At 61.5% G+C, this 16174-nt stretch carries 25 protein-coding genes; 12 read left to right on the top strand and 13 right to left on the bottom strand.

Translation table 11 applies throughout. The annotated features are described in order from the left end of the window. The first annotated feature begins 8 nt into the window (after nucleotides 1-8). The 5 genes from C7T36_RS10970 (at nucleotide 9) to C7T36_RS30095 (ending at nucleotide 2418) form a co-directional block, all read left to right on the top strand. Nucleotides 9-353 carry a plastocyanin/azurin family copper-binding protein gene (locus tag C7T36_RS10970; protein ID WP_045065322.1) on the top strand — a complete coding sequence of 115 codons (345 nt, stop codon included), beginning with the start codon at nucleotides 9-11 and terminating at the stop codon, nucleotides 351-353. Further along, complete coding sequence (locus C7T36_RS10975; protein ID WP_084702497.1) at nucleotides 353-676, top strand: cupredoxin domain-containing protein; 324 nt, start codon at nucleotides 353-355, stop codon at nucleotides 674-676. The genes C7T36_RS10970 and C7T36_RS10975 overlap by 1 nt, the downstream gene beginning before the upstream one ends. Before the next feature lie 48 nt (nucleotides 677-724). Beyond that, on the top strand, nucleotides 725-1561 hold the full coding sequence (locus tag C7T36_RS10980) for a hypothetical protein (RefSeq protein WP_045065326.1): 837 nt from the start codon (nucleotides 725-727) through the stop codon (nucleotides 1559-1561). A 390-nt stretch (nucleotides 1562-1951) separates the two neighbouring features. Then, the gene (locus C7T36_RS10985; RefSeq protein ID WP_084702498.1) at nucleotides 1952-2197 is read left to right on the top strand and encodes a transposase; all 246 of its coding nucleotides are present in this window, start codon (nucleotides 1952-1954) and stop codon (nucleotides 2195-2197) included. A 50-nt stretch (nucleotides 2198-2247) separates the two neighbouring features. Continuing rightward, the gene (locus C7T36_RS30095) at nucleotides 2248-2418 is read left to right on the top strand and encodes a hypothetical protein (protein WP_162487726.1); all 171 of its coding nucleotides are present in this window, start codon (nucleotides 2248-2250) and stop codon (nucleotides 2416-2418) included. A gap of 136 nt (nucleotides 2419-2554) precedes the next feature. Here C7T36_RS30095 and C7T36_RS10995 read toward each other — a convergent pair whose 3' ends face one another. From C7T36_RS10995 to C7T36_RS11005, 3 genes are all read right to left on the bottom strand, one after another. Further along, complete coding sequence (locus C7T36_RS10995) at nucleotides 2555-2920, bottom strand: VOC family protein (RefSeq protein ID WP_033233540.1); 366 nt, start codon at nucleotides 2918-2920, stop codon at nucleotides 2555-2557. 155 nt (nucleotides 2921-3075) lie between these two features. After that, on the bottom strand, nucleotides 3076-3489 hold the full coding sequence (locus C7T36_RS11000) for an orotate phosphoribosyltransferase (protein WP_052683390.1): 414 nt from the start codon (nucleotides 3487-3489) through the stop codon (nucleotides 3076-3078). A 110-nt stretch (nucleotides 3490-3599) separates the two neighbouring features. Beyond that, a complete protein-coding gene (locus tag C7T36_RS11005; protein WP_045065330.1) occupies nucleotides 3600-4427 on the bottom strand; it encodes a mycofactocin-coupled SDR family oxidoreductase in 828 nt (275 codons plus the stop codon). A gap of 186 nt (nucleotides 4428-4613) precedes the next feature. Between C7T36_RS11005 and C7T36_RS11010 the strand changes: the two genes are divergently transcribed. Together C7T36_RS11010 and C7T36_RS11015 are read left to right on the top strand one after the other, a co-directional pair. Beyond that, nucleotides 4614-5207 (top strand): TetR family transcriptional regulator, encoded by a 594-nt coding sequence (locus tag C7T36_RS11010; RefSeq protein ID WP_045066746.1) that lies wholly within the window; start codon nucleotides 4614-4616, stop codon nucleotides 5205-5207. A 129-nt stretch (nucleotides 5208-5336) separates the two neighbouring features. Next, the gene (locus tag C7T36_RS11015) at nucleotides 5337-6536 is read left to right on the top strand and encodes an AI-2E family transporter (protein WP_045065332.1); all 1200 of its coding nucleotides are present in this window, start codon (nucleotides 5337-5339) and stop codon (nucleotides 6534-6536) included. Between the two features lie 29 nt (nucleotides 6537-6565). Here the strand turns inward: C7T36_RS11015 and C7T36_RS11020 are convergent, their stop codons facing one another. Together C7T36_RS11020 and C7T36_RS11025 are read right to left on the bottom strand one after the other, a co-directional pair. Continuing rightward, nucleotides 6566-7582 (bottom strand): zinc-dependent alcohol dehydrogenase family protein, encoded by a 1017-nt coding sequence (locus C7T36_RS11020; RefSeq protein ID WP_033233546.1) that lies wholly within the window; start codon nucleotides 7580-7582, stop codon nucleotides 6566-6568. A gap of 28 nt (nucleotides 7583-7610) precedes the next feature. Continuing rightward, nucleotides 7611-7982, bottom strand: a complete 372-nt coding sequence (locus C7T36_RS11025) for a DUF2255 family protein (protein ID WP_045065336.1) — start codon at nucleotides 7980-7982, stop codon at nucleotides 7611-7613. 248 nt (nucleotides 7983-8230) lie between these two features. Here C7T36_RS11025 and C7T36_RS30100 point away from each other — a divergent pair, with 248 nt between their 5' ends. Beyond that, nucleotides 8231-8515, top strand: a complete 285-nt coding sequence (locus tag C7T36_RS30100) for a helix-turn-helix transcriptional regulator (RefSeq protein WP_033233848.1) — start codon at nucleotides 8231-8233, stop codon at nucleotides 8513-8515. After that, nucleotides 8500-8895, top strand: a complete 396-nt coding sequence (locus C7T36_RS11035) for a VOC family protein (protein WP_033233551.1) — start codon at nucleotides 8500-8502, stop codon at nucleotides 8893-8895. The genes C7T36_RS30100 and C7T36_RS11035 overlap by 16 nt, the downstream gene beginning before the upstream one ends. A gap of 35 nt (nucleotides 8896-8930) precedes the next feature. Here C7T36_RS11035 and C7T36_RS11040 read toward each other — a convergent pair whose 3' ends face one another. The 3 genes from C7T36_RS11040 to C7T36_RS11050 are packed head-to-tail and all read right to left on the bottom strand — an operon-like array spanning nucleotide 8931 to nucleotide 12169. After that, nucleotides 8931-9572, bottom strand: a complete 642-nt coding sequence (locus C7T36_RS11040) for a vancomycin high temperature exclusion protein (RefSeq protein ID WP_045065340.1) — start codon at nucleotides 9570-9572, stop codon at nucleotides 8931-8933. Continuing rightward, complete coding sequence (locus C7T36_RS11045) at nucleotides 9572-10723, bottom strand: S9 family peptidase (RefSeq protein WP_033233552.1); 1152 nt, start codon at nucleotides 10721-10723, stop codon at nucleotides 9572-9574. Before C7T36_RS11045 ends, C7T36_RS11040 begins: the two co-directional genes overlap by 1 nt. Nucleotides 10724-10756: 33 nt before the next feature. Then, on the bottom strand, nucleotides 10757-12169 hold the full coding sequence (locus C7T36_RS11050; RefSeq protein ID WP_375128605.1) for an FUSC family protein: 1413 nt from the start codon (nucleotides 12167-12169) through the stop codon (nucleotides 10757-10759). Between the two features lie 74 nt (nucleotides 12170-12243). Between C7T36_RS11050 and C7T36_RS11055 the strand changes: the two genes are divergently transcribed. Continuing rightward, on the top strand, nucleotides 12244-12759 hold the full coding sequence (locus C7T36_RS11055; protein WP_033233554.1) for a MarR family winged helix-turn-helix transcriptional regulator: 516 nt from the start codon (nucleotides 12244-12246) through the stop codon (nucleotides 12757-12759). Nucleotide 12760: 1 nt separating this feature from the next. Here the strand turns inward: C7T36_RS11055 and C7T36_RS11060 are convergent, their stop codons facing one another. Continuing rightward, the gene (locus tag C7T36_RS11060; RefSeq protein ID WP_045065345.1) at nucleotides 12761-13165 is read right to left on the bottom strand and encodes a PaaI family thioesterase; all 405 of its coding nucleotides are present in this window, start codon (nucleotides 13163-13165) and stop codon (nucleotides 12761-12763) included. A 110-nt stretch (nucleotides 13166-13275) separates the two neighbouring features. On the opposite strand from C7T36_RS11060, the gene C7T36_RS11065 reads away from it, so the two are divergent. Continuing rightward, nucleotides 13276-13716: a helix-turn-helix domain-containing protein gene (locus C7T36_RS11065; protein WP_045065347.1), complete on the top strand. Its 441-nt coding sequence runs from the start codon at nucleotides 13276-13278 to the stop codon at nucleotides 13714-13716. Here the strand turns inward: C7T36_RS11065 and C7T36_RS11070 are convergent. The 4 genes from C7T36_RS11070 to C7T36_RS11085 all read right to left on the bottom strand — a co-directional run bounded on the left by C7T36_RS11070 (nucleotide 13713) and on the right by C7T36_RS11085 (nucleotide 15768). Then, nucleotides 13713-14168 (bottom strand): PPOX class F420-dependent oxidoreductase, encoded by a 456-nt coding sequence (locus C7T36_RS11070; protein WP_033233557.1) that lies wholly within the window; start codon nucleotides 14166-14168, stop codon nucleotides 13713-13715. The genes C7T36_RS11065 and C7T36_RS11070 overlap by 4 nt on opposite strands. Nucleotides 14169-14195: 27 nt before the next feature. Further along, on the bottom strand, nucleotides 14196-14690 hold the full coding sequence (locus C7T36_RS11075) for a hypothetical protein (protein WP_033233850.1): 495 nt from the start codon (nucleotides 14688-14690) through the stop codon (nucleotides 14196-14198). A gap of 61 nt (nucleotides 14691-14751) precedes the next feature. Next, complete coding sequence (locus C7T36_RS11080) at nucleotides 14752-15567, bottom strand: DUF72 domain-containing protein (RefSeq protein WP_045065348.1); 816 nt, start codon at nucleotides 15565-15567, stop codon at nucleotides 14752-14754. A gap of 9 nt (nucleotides 15568-15576) precedes the next feature. Beyond that, complete coding sequence (locus tag C7T36_RS11085; protein ID WP_033233559.1) at nucleotides 15577-15768, bottom strand: hypothetical protein; 192 nt, start codon at nucleotides 15766-15768, stop codon at nucleotides 15577-15579. Nucleotides 15769-15841: 73 nt separating this feature from the next. On the opposite strand from C7T36_RS11085, the gene C7T36_RS11090 reads away from it, so the two are divergent. Continuing rightward, nucleotides 15842-16165, top strand: a complete 324-nt coding sequence (locus C7T36_RS11090) for a GYD domain-containing protein (protein WP_033233560.1) — start codon at nucleotides 15842-15844, stop codon at nucleotides 16163-16165. Nucleotides 16166-16174 lie beyond the last annotated feature (9 nt).

Here is a 16174-nt window from a genome sequence, read left to right on the forward strand (position 1 = left end):
GACCTCTCATGAAGAAGCTCGTTCCCGCTTTCCTCGCCGCTTGTGCGGCTTTGAGTCTCACCGCCTGCAGCAGCGACAGTTCGGCGTCGGACGAACCCGCCGTCGTGATCGAGGTGAAGAACATGGCCTACACACCGGCGTCGGTCACGATCGAAAAGGGCCAGACCGTCGAGTGGAAGTTCGACGACGGCGGACTCCCCCACGACGTGGTCGGTAACGGTGAGCTCGAAGGGAAACTGAAGAGCGAGTTGCTCACCGAGGGAACCTTCTCGTTCACGTTCGACGACGCCGGTACCTTCACCTACCACTGCACGCCCCATCCGATGATGGTCGGCACCGTGATCGTTCAATAGTGAGGAGGTGGATCGCCGTCTTCGGCCTTGCCGTCGCAGCAACGTGTGTTCCAGCCTGCGGCACAGAAGATCCCGCCCCCGACGTCGTGGTCGAGATCAGCAATGTTCAGTTCAGCCCGATGGACGTCACCGTTGAACATGGCGGCACCGTCGAGTGGCGTTTCGACGACGGCGGACTTCTGCATCATGTGGAATCACCCGGACTGTTCGACAGTGGCATCACCGGAGACGGAACCTTCCGGCACACGTTCGAGAAAGCAGGCGTCTACGAGTACTCGTGCTCCGTGCACCCGTACATGATCGGAGTCATCACAGTGCTGTGACTACTGGCTCATCATTTTTCGTGAACTACATACATTTTGGAGGATCTGATGACTACCGTTCTCTCACACGGCCCACTCCAGACCGATGTCCCTGACATCCGGCCGACCCTTCAAGGCTCGGTCGGCACGGCTACTCGCGCCAGCCTCATCGCCGCAGGTGCTGCGGCGGGTGCCGGCATTGCACTCGTGGCTGCGCCTTCTGCGACAACAGCTTTGACCACTGCGGTTGTCGGAGCCGGACTGGTCACCTCACTGGCCGCCAACTGGTCGACCTGCGGAATGTCGGTTGCCGGAGTTGTTGCCGCACCGAAGCAAGCCGACCGTAAGGGATCGTCAACTCCGGTACGCCGACTCGGTTGGCATGCAGTGGGTTCCGTCACGACAGGTGCCGTCACCGGCGCCCTGATCGGCGCTCTCGGCGCCGCGGTGTCCGGTTTCATTCCGATCGGCTGGGCGTTGGGTGCCTGGGCTGTTGTGGCACTTGCGTACGGTCTGCACGAGTTGGGTGTTCTCACGATGCCGACTCCGATGCGGCGCCAACAGCTTCCGCGCCATCTGCGCCGCACCATGGCGCCGTGGAAGGTCTCACTGATCTTCGGCGCTATCATCGGGCCCGGATTCCTGATCTTCATCCGCTCGAGTGCGTACTACCTCCTTGCACTCGGTGTTATCGCCTCGGGCTCACCGGCTCTCGGCGCTGCACTGTTCACCGTTGTCTCCCTCGGCCGCTGCATGCCCAGCCTCGCGGCAATCGTGCACACCAATCGCGGTGGCTCGATGCCCGGTTTCCTCTCGGTCATGTGCGTCGTAGACCGTCGGGTGCAGAGCATCACGGGCGCCGCACTGATCGCACTGGGAGCATTTGCTGCTTTCGCGTTGATCTGAGTTTCCGTCGAAAGTAGTTTGGCCGGTGAGCATTTGCTCGCCGGCCACACTGCGGTCCGGAGATTCGTACCAGAGACGAGGCTTGCCTCAGTCCGAGAGGAGGACAATCGGTGTCGCTTCGGGAGTTCTCCAACTCTCTGATCGAACGCATTGACGTCGCGGCCGCAGCCTATGGTCGGGACGGCCCATTCCCGAAGCAGCAGCACGTGAGCGGTTGGCTGCCGAATTCATCGTGCCGGACGACGGCTACCTGGCGTTCATCGGCAGATGGGGCGGGTGCTACGTCGGGGTGTCCGTCCACGCCTGGGATCAGAGTTCACTCCTCGGGACAACCATGTGCCTGGAACTCACAGCCCGTGCGCGCGATGACTTCGGCGAGATCAGGTGCGGATGCGCCGAGATCTGCATCCGGTGCTGGCCGGCGACGAGATCAGTATCGAACTGGCCGTCCTGACCTTGAGGCGTACCGATCTGATGCGGGACCGAACCCGCACCATCAATCGACTCCGTGCATTGCTGAGTACATATTTCCCGGCGCTGGAGCGCTCGTTGGATATCGGAAACGTAAGGCATACAACGCTACTCATATCACGACGAAGGCGATCACGGCGGCGCAGTCACAGCATGCGCGGGTAGCGGGCCAGGACGTGGCTGCGAGTACGGTCGCGAAATTCGCTGTTCAGGTCATGAACATCGATGCTGAGATGGCCGAACTCGATCGTGACATCGCGGAGAGATTCCGCCGTCATACCCAAGCCGTCCTTGCTCTCGCACGGCGGCGGTTGAATGTGTTGTGGGCGATGGTCCGTGACAAAGTGGTCTACTTGCCAGGACCAACTGCCGCATTGGCCGCGTAGATAACTTCTGAATCGATCAGTAACAGACCCGAATGGACTGTGTTCTGGCCCGCGTCCATTCGTAAGCCGTATCAAGCTTTGTCGCTATGCGGCAGGGATACCCGTCGACTGGTGCGGGTGCGATGTGAGCAGTGACTCAATCGAGACAGAACTCATTACCTTCGACATCTTGCATTACGAGGCATGACTCGTTGTAGCCATCGGCGCGCAGTAGTCGCACACGTACCGCACCGAGTGCGATCAATCGTGCGCATTCGGATTCGAGCGCGGCCACGCGTTCTTCTCCCACGAGTCCCGTACCGACTCGCACGTCAATATGTAGTCGATTCTTGACAACCTTGTTTTCAGGAACGCGCTGAAAGTACAGGCGCGGACCTATACCCGAGGGATCGATACATCCCGATCCGTTGCGCTCGTAACCTAATACTTCACACCAGAATTCCGCTACGCGCTCAGGCTCCTCACAGTCGAAAGTGACTTGAATCTTCTTGATCGATGCCATCGGATCACAGTAGAGGCGGGTCTCTTCGTTTGCACGTTCTTTATCGCATGGTTCGCGCTAGACGTGAGCTGCGGTGAGAATTTCGTGAATCCGTCACCTTAGTGATCGAGTGTCGAATCCAAGAACTCTTTGGTGAATACCGATCGCGCACAGAACTACCGAAACATCAGCGCCAGCTCCCGAAGGGCGAGAGCTGCGTTCCTGACCGCACCGCCAGTGGTGATGACATCTTCGACCAGGGTGACAGTCTTCCCTGCGACGTCGATTCCCTCTGCCAGCTTGTTGGTTCCGTACGACATCGGTTCCTTACAGATAAAGACCGCCGGTAGACCGGTTGCCTGGCTGAGCATAGTGACGATCGGGATAACGCCCATTTCCAGTCCGCCGAGTATTTCGGTGTGGTCTGGAACCAACGGGACCATGCGGTCGGCGATGCGACGTAGAAGGTCCGGGTCGGTTTCGAATAAGTATTTGTCGAAGTACTCGGAACCGGTTATTCCGGAGCGGAGAGTGAACTTGGCCGTCAGGCGGCGTGAGGAGGGCAGATCTATCTCCCAGTTTGGCGGCATGTGCTCGCATACAGCTCCTTCGTACCTGCATCGCCTCCGGCTCAGCCAGACGGAACGGCCTGCGGCCGTGCTTGACAAAACCTATTGAGATTCCCTTCAAGTGTTATGGGCTAGAGCTGACCACCCGCGTCGACGGTATGCGTGGTTCCCGTGACATAGCGTCCGCTGTCTCCGACGAGGTAGAGCACTGCCTCGGTGATGTCGGATGATTCGAGCGCGGGCACCGGCAGGGTGTTGAGTGTCAATGCGGCTTCCTCGAAGTCAGCGCGTGTCGGCGCGGCGAGGTCCGGCCGGAAGAGCTTGTAGGTGGCGTCGTTGAGGATCATGTCGGTTGCCACGGTGGTGGGATGGATGGTGTTGACTCGGATATTCTGCGGCGCAAGTTCTTTGGCGAGCACCTTCATGAACCCGACCAGACCTGCCTTAGCCGCTGAGTAATGCGCGGTATTCGCGTTCGCTTTCAGAGCGGCGAGTGAGCTCGTGATCACCACAGAGCCGCCCCGACCACCCGCGACAATATGCGGCACCGAAGCGACACAGGTCTTCCACACTCCGGTGAGATTGATATCGATCATCGTCGACCAGGTTTCCTCGGACATCTCGAGCGTCGGAGCAGGCACCGAGATACCGGCATTGGCGAGCACGATGTCGAGGCGGCCGAGCTCATCGACACCGGCGTCGACCACTGCTTTCAAGCCGTCGAGGTCCCGGACGTCGACTTCGCGGGCAACAATGCGACGACCGAGGGCTTTGACCGCACGCTCGGTTTCCGCGAGGTCGTCCGCCGTGGCGGTCGGATACGGCACTGTGTCGACCTGGCGACATACGTCTATCGCGATGATGTCGGCCCCTTCTTGCGCGAGCCGTAGCGCATGGCTGCGCCCCTGGCCCCGTGCAGCACCGGTGACGAATGCAACCTGACCATCGAATTGCCCCATGACAGCAAACCTTTCGGCACATGTGGCACCGACCTTCAGCGGTGCCGCGTCGTACAACCGAGGTTATGTCAGTCGATGCCAAAACATGGCGTTTTGAGAAAACTCACCGCCCGGGCGATACGGGTAACCCGCCCAAGCCCGAAGGCCGACGCCATGGCCGGGCGAACCTGGAACGATGGACGCGTGATGAGTACCGACAACCGAATCGACCGCGGTGGCAGGCCGGCGGCAACAACCGCGCACCACCTCGCCGCCGTCGCCCAGAGACTGTTCGTCGAACGCGGCTTCGACCGAACCAACGTCGAGGACATCGCGCACGAAGCGGGAATCAGCACTCGAACCTTCTTCCGATACTTCCCGACTAAGGCCGACGTCCTGTGGGTCGAATCGGACGCCGAGATCAGTCGGCTGCGACAAGCACTGGCCGACAGCACCACGACCGAACCGTACGAAGCCGTCTTGGTGCGCGCCGTAGTCACCGCCATGGCTTTCCCCGACGACCAGATCGAATGGGCCAGACACCGCGCCCAACTGGTCCTTACGGAACCCGCCGTGCAAGCGCAGGCATCGCAGCGTCACACGCGGTGGCGAGCCGCTGCCACCGAATTCGTCAGCGCTCGCACCCCCGACGATTTCTTCCCGATTGCGGTGGGACACGCAGTACTCGCCGCCACACAATCGGCCCACGAGTACTGGATCGCGCATCCCGAATCGCATCTCGCCGATCAGCTCGAACGTGCACTGCTCCTGCTCCTCCCACCCCTACCCACAGCGGTCTAGCTCGCATCGACCTTGGAATCGAGATCCAATGCTCGGCTTGAATTACCTCCGCTCGAGGTAAACCACCAGGACAGCGCAGCGAAAGAATTGTCCGTCCCGCTGGGCGCACCTCGAGATGCGGAGGTTCCGATGCCCGAGCTCGACAACAACTCACCGCCCACGGGCGGAGGTGCAGAACCTGCTCACGGCGACGTAGTCGGGCAACCCCATACCTCCGCCGAGGGGCAACCGATCATCGCTGCAGAACAAGACGCTGCCCGAATCAGCTCACCCGCCCACCCGCTGGGTAAGCCCGGACCGAGCTTCGATCGCAAGTCTCCGTTCATGATCGGAATGGCCGCAGCCGCGGGAGTGGCCGTCACTTACGGCGGGATCGAGTTACTGATCGCAGCACACGGCGTACTCGTCCTCATTGTCATCGCCGCGTTCCTCGCAGCCGGCCTCGAACCCGTCGTGTCTTGGTTGGTGCAACACCGAATTCCCCGTTGGGCGGCTGTGACCGTGGTCTTTCTCGCGGCCTTCGGCATGCTCGCCGGTTTCCTCGCTGCCGCGATACCCCCGATCGTCACCCAAGGCAGCGCACTCGTGGACAACGCCCCTGGCTACCTGCACCACCTCCAAGAGCGCTACCCCGCCATCGACGAACTCAATTCTCGATTCCATCTTCAGGACAAGCTCCAACAGACGATCGGTGGCGAAGGTGTCCCGGATGTCGTCGGCGGGATCCTCGGTGCCGGTAAGTTCGTGTTCAGTGCGATCAGCGGAACCGTCATCGTGGTTGTCCTCACCGCCTACTTCCTCGCCAACTTCCCCCGAATCCGCGCCTCGCTCTACCGCCTGGCACCCCACTCCCGCCGCCCGCGGACCATCCTGATCGGCGACGAGATCTTCGCCAAGGTCGGCGGATACGTCCTCGGAAACATCCTGATCTCGCTCATCACCGCCGTTCTCACCTTCATCTGGCTGATCACCTTCGGCGTTCCGTACCCACTATTGCTCGCCGTACTGGTCGCAGTACTCGACCTGATCCCGATAGTCGGATCGACGCTCGCCGGAATCGTCGTAGCACTGGTGGCTTTGACTGTGTCACTACCTATTTCGCTCGCCACCGTAGCCTTCTTCATCATGCTTCGACTCGTCGAGGACTACGTGCTCGTGCCGCGCATCATCGGCCGGACCGTCCAAGTACCACCCCTGATTACGGTCGTTGCTGTCCTGCTCGGCGGGGCTCTGCTCGGAATCGTCGGCGCACTGCTCGCCATCCCGATCGCTGCCGCGATCTTGCTGCTGGCCCGCGAAACACTCCTCCCCCAGCTGGACCGTCGATAATCTGCCGGGATTGTTTCGAACTCCTGCGTTCACGGAATAAGCATGGTCTTGATGGAGCGGCGCTCGTCCATGGCCGCATATGCCTCAGCGACCTGATCGAGCGGCAGAGTCAGATCGAAGACCTTGCCCGGGTGGATGTGCCCGTTCCAGACGCGGTCCAGAAGATGGTCGAGGTATGCCCGCACCGGTGCAGGTCCACCGCGCAAGCCGACGTTCTTCCAAAACATGTGCCGCTGAGGAAGATCCGCGACATGGGGAACGCCGACCCAGCCAACCATGCCGCCAGGGCGCGCGGACCGCAGGGCCTGCTCGACGGAATCGTGAGTACCGACGCACTCGAGCACCGAATCTGCTCCGATTCCGGACGTGAGTTCCTTGACCCGCTCGACGCCGTCGTCGCCGCGCTCGGCAACGATCTCGGTGGCGCCGAATTCCAGTGCGAGACGCTGCCGATCCTCATGGCGGCTCATCGCGATGATCCTCTCCGCGCCCAGTTCCGCTGCTGCAAGTACACCGGAGAGGCCCACCGCGCCGTCACCCACAACCACGACGGTGCTTCCCGGCTTGACGCCTGCGCTGACCGCCGCATGCCAGCCGGTACACATGACATCGGAGAGCGCCAGGATGTTCGGGATCATCGCCTCGTCGGGCAGTTCGGGGGTGGCGATGAGTGTTCCGTCGGCATTCTGAACACGGATCAACTCTGCCTGGCAGCCGTCGTATCCGGTGCCGTGGAGACAGTTCGCGTGTGCGCCGACTTTGCAGAGCGCGCAGGTGTTGTCGCTGGTCAAGAATCCGCCGACCACAAACTGTCCGGGCTTCACGGTGGTGACGTCGCTGCCAACCGCTTCGACGATGCCGACGTACTCGTGGCCGATGGGCGTCGGCTTGGTGACCTCCGCGATGCCACGATATCGCCACAGATCCGAACCGCACACGCACGCTGCCACTGTGCGGACTATCGCGTCGGTGGGCTCCGCGATCACGGGATCGGGTCGGTCCTCGAAGCGGATGTCATTGGGACCGTAGATAATTGTGCCGCGCATGAATAACTCCTTCGCTGCCGTTTGCGTATCAGGCGGGGAAAACCTCGAGGGTGGCCGAACGGGGGCCACTTTCGACAAGGTGATCGACAATGCTCGGGTACTGGCGGTACTTCTTCCGGTAAGCACTGTCCACAAGCGGGAGGTCTGCGTCACCGGCCTCGACGAACTTCACCTCGTACGCGCTGCCGCCGGAAATAATCTGCCCGGTTCCGGTCGCGATCGCGCCCTTGAACCAGGCTGCCGGACGGCCGTTGGTAGATCGGATGAAGAGCCGGTCACCGTCGCCGACGATCCAGATGATCGTGGGACTTCTCAGCGAACCGTCGGCCCGCCTGGTCGCGACCTGCACTTCCTGAGGGTTCGCGATTGCCGCTACCTGCTCTTCGCTCCAGCCCGTCATTGCCCGTACCCCTTGCGTCGACGACATGTTCCTTCAGCCAACCCCAGATCTGCCACGGGCGCGAGGGCCAGGGGTTACCGGTAATGCCAGTGCCTCCTTCGAGGGAGTTCGGCAACCTGACACCCTTTGTGCGCAGCGAGCACCCCTTGCTGCATGCCACAACCGTTGTTCACTCTGCACAAACCGTGCTCACTCAACAGCTCTTGATATGCAAGCTCGGGCTTGCCTATAGTGGTGCCGTGGTCACCATCTACCGTGCTCTCGACGACGACACGAGGCGCATCATCCTCGACGAACTCGCGGCACATGACGGCCAGACTCTGTTCGAGATCTGTTCACTGCTCACGATGCGACACGGTCTGGGCTTCACGCGTCAGGCGATCTCTCAGCACCTCGGTGTACTCGAGTCGGCTGGACTGGTCGTGACCGAGCGGCGCGGACGCTCCAAATTCCACTACTTCAATCCCGAGCCACTTGCCGAAATCACCCGGCGGTGGCCCATCGAGACAGGAACACCATGCAAATCAAACTGACAAGCATCTTCGTCGACGACCAGCGAGCAGCACTCGCCTTCTACACCGATGTCCTGGGTTTCACGAAGCACCACGACATCCCACTGGGCGAGGATGCGTGGCTCACCGTCGTCTCGCCGGAGGCGCCGGACGGCCCGCAACTCCTGCTCGAGCCCGCGAAGCATCCGGCCGTGAAGCCGTATCGCGATGCTCTTGCCGAAGAAGGCATTCCACTCGCTCAGTTTGCCGTCGAGGACGTGGAGGCCGAGCATGCCCGTCTGACGGAAAAGGGTGTGGTGTTCACGCAGGCTCCGACGGATATCGGCACCGCCGTCATCGCTGTCTTCGACGATACGTGCGGCAACCTGATCCAGATCATCGCGGAGAAGCCTGCTCAGTAAGACTCCTGCTGTGCGCCTTTGTCGACCGCCCGCGGTTAATAAAGGCGCACAGCAGATTTGACCGAATCCTCCGGCGGACTCGTAACCTTGGCATCACGACCGGACAGCATGTCGATTGCCGCTTTCGGCTTGGCGAGAATCCACTCTCGGGCAGCATTTTTGACTAATGTCGTTGTTGCGCAACCGCAATCACTGTTCACGCCGTCCGCATCGATTCCGGCGTCACGGCACAACGCGACGGCGCGGGGAACATGGTAGCCCTGGGTGACAATCAACGCCTTCGACACACCATACGTATGTATTGCCCTCGAGCAGGTGTCATATGTGTCCAGGCCGTACGGGTCCCCGACGATACGACGCTCATCGATCCCCTGCTCGACCAGGTAATTTGTCATGGCCGCGATCTCGTCGCCCGAAGCCCCATTCGCGTCCCCGGACACCAGCACGGCGCTCGCTTTACCGTCCTCGACCAGTTGAACGGCCGCGTCGAGGCGCCCTTTCAGGAACGCCATCGGCTTGCCGTCCTTGATCTGAGCACCCAGAACGATTACCACCGGAGCCTCGGGCGCATCCGCGACGTCGAAGGTGTGCCCCTTCGCGGCAACGGAGATCCAGACGACGGACCCCACATAGGCAACGACGCCGAGTGCAACGAGACCCGCAATCCATCGCTTCACTAGCGGAAGAGATTCGCGACAAACGGAATCGTGTCGGCTTGCGATTCGATCAACGCGCCGCTGTGGTCGGTGTTGTACGCCTTGAAAGTCACGGGTTCACCATTCGCAACCAGAGCCGCGACGAGCGAAAGTGCCGACGGGGCAGGCACATCCACGTCCAGCAAGCCTTGGCCGATGAAAATGGGGCGGTCGTAACCGCTGGTCGGCACACCCATGTAGTCGTTCAGGAGACCGTAGAAGTTCGGGATTTCGTTCAGCGGGCGAGACAGCACATCGCCCAAAACGAGCTTCTTCGATGCATCTTCCAAGTCTGCGGCGCACAGTTTTTCGGCCAGATCGACCTGCTCGCGACCCAGCGGAGTCAGGTACGAGTTGACGTCGATTTCCGGGTGAGCTTCGCGCAGACCCGCCAGAATGTAGAGGGCGTACGAGGTCAAGCCTCCGCCGAGTGCAATGGGCGGAAATCCGGGACCGGCCGGCAGGAAGACCAGTTCGATGTTGGCCGGCACACCCGTCCCCACACCGCCGCGGTAGTCGAGGGAATCGCCGCCGTATTCGGTTGCGTATCGCGCGGTCGTGATTGCCGCGCCGCCACCTTGCGATTGTCCGACCACTGCCCAACGATTCGAGATCGAAGAATCGAGGGCGCGAGCGGCCTTCACGGAATCAACGACGCTGTGCGCCTCCACTTTTCCGTCGAGGTATGGCATGAGGCCCGGAGTTCCCAGCCCGACGTAATCGGTTGCGACCACAGCATAGCCTTCGGCGAGCCAGCGGCCCAGATACGGGTAGTCGCGTTCCGGGAGTCCTGGCCCGACCAAGGAAGGTGCGCAGGAGTCGTCGAGGCCGGTGGTTCCGTGCGCCCACGCGATGACGGGCCAGCCGCCTTCGGGGGCGGGGCCAGCTGGTACGTAGTACGCACCGCTACTGAGGGCAGGGCTGCCGTCGGAACCGATGGTCCAGTACGTGAATCGAGTAGCGTCGACGGTCCCCGGAATCCAGAGATCGCGCGGTAGCGGTTCGCTCGAGACAACGGTTCCGGTCGCAACCGAAACCCCAGGTGCCTCCGCAGACGCCATTGGCGCCAAGACCACCGAACTAATTGCCGCAGCACACAGCGCCGCAATAATCGACTTCGACTGAAAATTCACGTCCCGACAACCCCTCACTCCGATGCACTGGAGTCATCGTAGGACGTGGTTCCGATCGGCGCGGCTGATTGTCACCGCTGCGACGACTACGCCGATCACCACTCCGATGAGGGTGTCCGCCACTCGCGCGAGCGCCGCGCTGGTCTCGATGGGTGCACTGAGACCGATGAGCACCAGGGCCATCGGCGTCACGGCAACCGACGTCAACGCGTAATTCTTGACGACAAACAGCTCTGCCGCGGTCTGCAGAATCACCACTGCAACAACAGCCTGCCAATAGCCGAGCGTCAGGGCGATCAGAGCGGCAGCGATGATCGCTCCGCCGACGTTGCCGACAAGCCGTTGGATTCCGCGTTGAACGGTCTGCTTGTAGTTCAGCCCCTGCATTGCTGCCATCGCACCCATCGACGCCCAGAGCGGATGCTCGAGTCCGGCGCCCGCGGCAACCCATCCGGCCAATGCCGACGCCATGACAATACGAACGGCATTCATCACCACGGCGCGCGAGTGCAGATGCCGTAGACCGGCGACGACGTAGTTCTCCGGCGCGGGCAATTCTGATACAGGCTCGAGCGAGTGCTCGATCATGCTGGAGCGCTTCATCTTACGAAGCTCATCCTCGTGCACTGCAATATTGCGAAGCAGCGACGGGTCGCCATGCTCGCTCCACAATCGCACTGCGGCATCCGCTTCGCCGAGCACCGCCATCAGTTCACGACCATGACCCAGCGTCGACTTGATCCGACTGCTCGACGCGATAACCGTCCGCGCATGGGCAATCGACGCCCGCGCAGTCGGGACTGAACCACCGGCCTCTAGCTTCCCGACGTTCGCAAGCGCGCGAGCGACAGCCAGACGTGCGGGGCCCATCGGCAGCACAAGCGCGGGAAGCATCGCCGCGGCCCATCCGATCAGTACACCTATCGTTCCGGCGACCACCAGCCGAACCAGATCCGCAAAGCTCGTGGCGAAGCCTGCTGCACCCGTCGCGGCAAAGACAAGAATCACCGGCCCTGGACCAGTGATGCGGAAGCCGGAGATGAAGCAGTAGGCGGCGCCGGCCGCCAACGAGAGAACACCGATCTGCGCCCAGACCGGCACACCGAACATCCCCAGAGCCGCACCAAATGCAATGAACGCAACCAACGCTGCGCCCACTATCGCGAGTTTGCCGGCCAACCGGGGGTATGGCTCGTATCGTCCGAACGCCGCACTCAGCGCGCCCAGCGCTGCAAATCCCGCCAGCTCTTCGTGCCCGAGCACACCACCCAAGATCAGGACTACCGCTGTTGCCAGACCGACCCGTATTGCCGGGGCAATTCCGGCGTCGGCGGAACCGAGCCGGAAAGCCGCCCGCCACGTCTGCGCTGAGACCGAATGCGCAATTGCTCCGCTCGAATGGCGGAGTCGGCTCGATGTCGTGGTGGGTGTCGGAGTAGGCGTCACTAATCCAGCATACAGTTATTTCACTAGTAAATTACTTGTGAAGTACTGTGAAATCAGTCGCTAAGATGTGTGCCATGGATCAGGCCAACAGTCCCGAAGACGACTTCATCGACAAAGTCCGTCGTGAATGGAATCGCGCCTACCCTGACATCGACACCTCGCCGGTCGAGGTGATGGGACGGATCACCCGCATCAGTTCGCAGTCCCTCCACCAACTTGATCGCGCCCTGGCTCCCAGCGGCGTCTCTCGCGCCGAATTCGACGTGATGAGCGCACTGGCCCGCAGTGATCGCCCACTTCGCGCCAGCGAGGTCACCGCAGTCACCATGTTCAGTGGCGCGGCCACTACCAAACATGCCGATCGACTGGCCAAGCTCGGACTGGTGGAGCGCCAAAGGTTCGAACGTGACGGACGCGTCGTACTTCTCCAATTGACCGAAGCCGGAAGAGCTTTGGTAGAGGCAGAGTTTCCGCGCCGGGTCGAACGCGACCGCCGGCTGTTGTCGGGACTGAGCGAGAACGAGAAAGTGCAACTCACCGCACTCCTCAAGCGAATCTCGGTCAACATCGACGCCGGATTACCCGACTGAGCTACTTCGGCAGCGGAACGTTCTGCAAGCGAACCTGTCCACGTGCCACTTCTTTCCCCGTTTCCGGATCGGTGATGACAACCGACCACAACTGCTGAACGCGGCCCTGCTGAATCGGAAGTGCCACGACTTCGACGCGTCCGCCGGTGCGGGCTCGCAAGAAGTCGGTTCCGTTGTGAACGCCAACGGCAAATTCTCCACGGTCCGCGACAGCGGTACTCGCACCGATACTTGCCGCCGATTCCACAGCCGTTGTGTAGACGCCGCCGTGCACCACACCCCACGGCGTGTGATGAGCGTCGGACAGATCGATATGTCCGACAACTTTGGTGCCGGACACCTCGTCGAGTTGTAATCCTGCGGCGCTCACAAAAGCGCTCGCTGCCTCGAGATCCACATCGGCCACGTCATGCTCCTCGTCTAGTCGGTTGGATTTCCCAACTCACAGTGCGGCATAGATTTGATGCCGTCAAGTGCTAAGTTGGATTTCGCAACCCACTGTCGATCGGAGTGAGCGTGACACCCAAAGGTCGTAACTGCTCCATCGCCAAGGCGTTGGACCTTGTGGGCGAGAAATGGTCGCTACTGATCCTGCGTGAGATCGTCCTCGGGCAACGACGCTTCGACGCCATCGCGAGGGGCACCGGTGCCAGTCGGGATATTCTTGCCGCCCGGCTTCGGACGCTCGTCGACGCCGACGTGCTGACAAAACGCCTGTACGAGGACCATCCCCCACGCTACGAATACGTCGCCACCGAGTCAGGTAAAGCGTTGTATCCGATTCTGATGGCGATCATGGAATGGGGAGACACCTACGCGATCGACGGCCCGCCCCCGACCGTCGTCGAACATCGGTGCGGCGAGCAACTGCACGCGCAGGTGGTGTGTGCCCATTGCAACGAACCGCTCGAGGCGCGGGACGCCACCGTCCTGCACCTCTCGCCGACAGCTCCCTAACGCTCCGGCGGAAACCCACCTGTTGCGATCGGTCCCCACGAATCGACGGTGACGCGGATCAGGCTCTTGCCCTGCTTGTGCATCGCTTGCCGGTACTCGTCCCAGTCGGGATGATCGCCGGCGATCGAGCGGTAGTAGTCGACCAGGGGCTCGACGGATTCCGGCAGGTCGATGAGCTCGGCCGTCCCGTTCACCTGCACGTACGGTCCGTTCCACTCGTCGGAGTGGATACACAACGACACCGTGGGAGTACGACGCACATTCACCGCTTTAGCCCGCTCCGGGTAGGTGGAGATGACGATGCGGCCTTCGTCGTCGACACCACACGTGATCGGTGAAATCTGGAGTTCGCCGGACTTGCGGACGGTCACGAGAGTGGCACGGTGGCGTGGTCTGATGAATTCGAGTAACTCGGCGTGCGAAACCCGGTCTGCACTCGCAATTTTCGACATACAACCAGCCTAGGTGGGTTTACGCGCTCATGGCATCTCGATGGTCTGAGCGCGCGCGATCTCGCCGATCGCGGTGGTGATGTACGTCGTCAGCGGTTTCTTGACAACCGCGGACAAGCTTCCGATCACAAGCACAGCTGAACGCAGGTATGCACCGTGGCCGATCCGGAACGAATCGTCTTCGAGATCGGTAATGCCGAGCGCGCCGGTGTATACGGCGGCGAGAGCCTGCACGTCGAGGTCGGGAAGCCACACGATGGTGGCCTTGGCGCAGGCAGTGAGCGCGTCTTGCACATCTTCGCTCGAGAGTCCGTCCGGGTGGGTGTCCTCGAGGAGTTCACGAACGATAGCCGCGTGCACCGATGTGACCTGCTCGAACGACAGCGTGCGCAGTTCATCGACCGCCTCGGTCAACGCATCGCGGTTGGCCGCTCGCACCGCGGCCAGCGCGTCTGCCGTGGCAGCGGCGATGTCGCGGGCAACCTTCGGCCACTCGGTGGGCCAACTCTGCTGGGGGTTCACGTTCGGTTCTCCTTGTTCGCGCTCGCGTGTGAGCTTGCCAGGTGGCACCGACAGCACACATTCAGGCGAAGCGGGCCAGAAATGCCATCGCGTTGTGGGGCGCAAAACCCTTCATGTCGTTGTCGAAGTACACAAACACGTCCAGTCCGTCGCTCATCCAGCCCTGAGCGCGTTCGGACCAACTGTCCAGGGCTTTGTCGGTGTAACCGCTTGCGTACAGTTCCTTGTCGCCATGCATGCGCACGTAGACAAAATCGCTGGTCGGCGTAGTGATCTGGGGGTACCTTCCCGCGGTATCGGCGACAACAAACCCGATGTCGTGCTCGCGCATCAGTTCCACCGCTTCCGGCACGGCAAAGCTGGCATGGCGCGCCTCCACCGCATAGCGGATCGGGAGTTCGATCTCTGCGTGCGCCAATACCCTGTCTTCGGTCAGCTTGTCGTCACGGTGGGCGGCCAGTTCGGCAGCCTGCGTCGTCGTACGCGGAAGCAGTTCGAAGAAGCTCGCCAACCGTTCGGGCTCGAACTGCAAGGTGGGCGGCAACTGCCAGAAGATCGGCCCGAGTTTCGGACCCAGCGCAAGCACACCCGCCGCAAAGAAGTTCGCCAGCCCTATCTGTGTGTCGAGCAGCCGCTTCATGTGCGTGATGTACCGACCGCCCTTGAGGGCAAACACAAAGTCGTCCGGTGTTTCACTGCGCCACTTCGCGAAACTCTCCGGTTTCTGAAGCGCATAGAACGAGCCGTTGATTTCGATCGAAGTCAATTTCTCTGCGGCATAGGATAATTCCTTGCGATGCGCAAGGCCGCTCGGATAGAAGTCTCCACGCCAGGCGGGATACGTCCACCCTGAGATACCTACTCGGATATCTGCCACCAGTTCAGACTAGACGCCCGATACCCCGGCACTGAGCGCAACGGACACCGGCACGACGGTCAGGCACACCACTGCTGCGACAAACAACCCGATGACGAGCCGACGATCCCACTTTCCGCGGGCGCCGCTTGCCGCAAGCATGAAGATCACAAAACCCACACAGACAGACACGATCGTCACGATCACCGGAGTACCAACCATGGGTTGATTGTCCCCTACCACTTTGTGGGTATACCCCTCGGAGGTGAATACCCCTGCCGAGCAAGGAGTCGAAATGCCGAAATACCTCTGGCAAGTGACGTACACACCAACCGGGGCCGCCGGCCTTCAGAAGGAAGGTGGCACCGCCCGCCGCGATGCAATAACCCACATGGTCGAAAGTGTCGGTGGCACAGTCGAATCCTGTCACTTTGCACTCGGTAGTCATGACATGTTTGTCATCGGCAGCCTTCCCGACGCTGTTGCCGCCGCGGCATTGAGCATTCGCACCACCGCCGAGGGAGCGGCTCGATCCGAATCCGTCACCCTGCTCACGCCGGAGGAAATCGACGAAGCAGTCAATCGCCCCACCGACTACCGTGCGCCCGGTACGGAATAGATCCAGGTC

Origin of the sequence: Rhodococcus sp. AD45-ID (assembly GCF_003023755.1) — a bacterium.
GTDB lineage: Bacteria > Actinomycetota > Actinomycetes > Mycobacteriales > Mycobacteriaceae > Rhodococcus_F > Rhodococcus_F globerula.

Coding starts and splice junctions, on each gene's coding strand:
- C7T36_RS10970 (WP_045065322.1), top strand. CDS start 9: ATGAAGAAGCTCGTTCCCGCTTTCCTCGCCGCTTGTGCGGCTTTGAGT.
- C7T36_RS10980 (WP_045065326.1), top strand. CDS start 725: ATGACTACCGTTCTCTCACACGGCCCACTCCAGACCGATGTCCCTGAC.
- C7T36_RS10985 (WP_084702498.1), top strand. CDS start 1,952: ATGCGCCGAGATCTGCATCCGGTGCTGGCCGGCGACGAGATCAGTATC.
- C7T36_RS30095 (WP_162487726.1), top strand. CDS start 2,248: ATGAACATCGATGCTGAGATGGCCGAACTCGATCGTGACATCGCGGAG.
- C7T36_RS10995 (WP_033233540.1), bottom strand. CDS start 2,920: ATGGCATCGATCAAGAAGATTCAAGTCACTTTCGACTGTGAGGAGCCT.
- C7T36_RS11000 (WP_052683390.1), bottom strand. CDS start 3,489: ATGCCGCCAAACTGGGAGATAGATCTGCCCTCCTCACGCCGCCTGACG.
- C7T36_RS11005 (WP_045065330.1), bottom strand. CDS start 4,427: ATGGGGCAATTCGATGGTCAGGTTGCATTCGTCACCGGTGCTGCACGG.
- C7T36_RS11010 (WP_045066746.1), top strand. CDS start 4,614: ATGAGTACCGACAACCGAATCGACCGCGGTGGCAGGCCGGCGGCAACA.
- C7T36_RS11015 (WP_045065332.1), top strand. CDS start 5,337: ATGCCCGAGCTCGACAACAACTCACCGCCCACGGGCGGAGGTGCAGAA.
- C7T36_RS11020 (WP_033233546.1), bottom strand. CDS start 7,582: ATGCGCGGCACAATTATCTACGGTCCCAATGACATCCGCTTCGAGGAC.
- C7T36_RS11025 (WP_045065336.1), bottom strand. CDS start 7,982: ATGACGGGCTGGAGCGAAGAGCAGGTAGCGGCAATCGCGAACCCTCAG.
- C7T36_RS11035 (WP_033233551.1), top strand. CDS start 8,500: ATGCAAATCAAACTGACAAGCATCTTCGTCGACGACCAGCGAGCAGCA.
- C7T36_RS11055 (WP_033233554.1), top strand. CDS start 12,244: ATGGATCAGGCCAACAGTCCCGAAGACGACTTCATCGACAAAGTCCGT.
- C7T36_RS11070 (WP_033233557.1), bottom strand. CDS start 14,168: ATGTCGAAAATTGCGAGTGCAGACCGGGTTTCGCACGCCGAGTTACTC.
- C7T36_RS11085 (WP_033233559.1), bottom strand. CDS start 15,768: ATGGTTGGTACTCCGGTGATCGTGACGATCGTGTCTGTCTGTGTGGGT.
- C7T36_RS11090 (WP_033233560.1), top strand. CDS start 15,842: ATGCCGAAATACCTCTGGCAAGTGACGTACACACCAACCGGGGCCGCC.